General features: G+C 52.4%; 1 protein-coding gene and 1 pseudogene. One reads left to right on the forward strand and one right to left on the reverse strand.

Features of this window, described 5'->3' with window-relative positions:
- Positions 1–322: 322 nt before the first annotated feature.
- Entirely contained in the window at positions 323–916 is a 594-nt protein-coding gene (locus MV985_RS01015; RefSeq protein WP_297458262.1) for a hypothetical protein, read from the forward strand.
- Here MV985_RS01015 and MV985_RS01020 read toward each other — a convergent pair.
- Positions 913–1,056, reverse strand: a pseudogene (locus MV985_RS01020) (3-hydroxy-3-methylglutaryl-CoA reductase); the annotation flags it as partial. The gene MV985_RS01015 and the pseudogene MV985_RS01020 overlap by 4 nt on opposite strands.

Consider the following 1,056-nt stretch of genomic DNA (forward strand, 5'->3'; position numbering starts at 1 on the left):
AAGCTCGTGAACCAGCTCGTGAGGAAGAAAATCCAGGAAATAGCGGGCTGAGTCCCTTTCTCTTTTCTACGGTCAGAGCATCGGCTCCTCATCACATTTCAGAGTGAGGGAAATTGCTCATCATCCCTGTAAGTCAACTAGCGTGTGACTTTTTAAAGTCTACGGCGTGTCCCATGTGATAAGAGGGGAGGCCGCAAATCCCCCTTTGCCCGTTTTAAGGGACCAAGAATCGAATGTTATTAGAGACATCCGGCTCTTCCTGCCAGGAATTTCCATCTACAATGCCAAAAAACTTTTAATTTTTGGAATCGTAATGGTAAGCATGTCCCTCCTGGATGTCTTTCAGCCGGTCATCGTTTTCTACTACGCTCCAAAGGACATCCCCCTCGAGAAGGTTAGGGAAGTGTTCCCCTCCGCTCTCGAGTTCAAGAACCCCGACGTTGCAAGCTTCTTAACGCTGTCAGAGGGAATTAGAGGTGGAACAAGCCTCCTTATACTCGACGTGAGGGACGGTTCCAGGTACGTCTTCATCCAGCCTTTGGAGAAGAGGATCATCGTAGTGAATGAAATGACACCCAAGGTCTACGTGTTCCATCCGAAGCAGGCCGGGGAGTTCTTCTCCCTCCTCGCTAAGGACGAACTAGATAAAATCACGGAATCAAAGCTCAGGAAAGGCAACCCCTGGAGGTTCCTCCTCGGCGGAATACTCGCCATTGTAATCGCGGCCCTCAGCGATTACTTCAGCCTCGGTCTGTGGGGTGCGATAATCCTCGGGGCCCTCTTCTCGATCGTCGAGTACCTCTTCGGCCCCAGGGGGCAGAAGGGTAAACTGATAAACGTGATGCCCTCCAAAACCTGGAGTCAGATGCTGAAAAAGGCCGAAAAGAAGGGAGAACTAGAGAGGATAACGTTTTAACGCCCCAGCTCCTTGTGTGCCTTCGCGAGGTGTTTAGCTGCTATGGCCGCGAGGAGCGAGAGCTCCCCAGCAAGAACCGCGCCGGCTATTATCTCGGCGAACTTCCTGGCGTTGGTTCCGGGCGGGTCTCCTCCACCGGC

Origin of the sequence: Thermococcus sp., assembly GCF_027012695.1 — an archaeon.
In the GTDB taxonomy this organism is placed as follows: Archaea; Methanobacteriota_B; Thermococci; order Thermococcales; family Thermococcaceae; genus Thermococcus.

Coding starts and splice junctions, on each gene's coding strand:
- MV985_RS01015 (WP_297458262.1), top strand. CDS start 323: ATGTCCCTCCTGGATGTCTTTCAGCCGGTCATCGTTTTCTACTACGCT.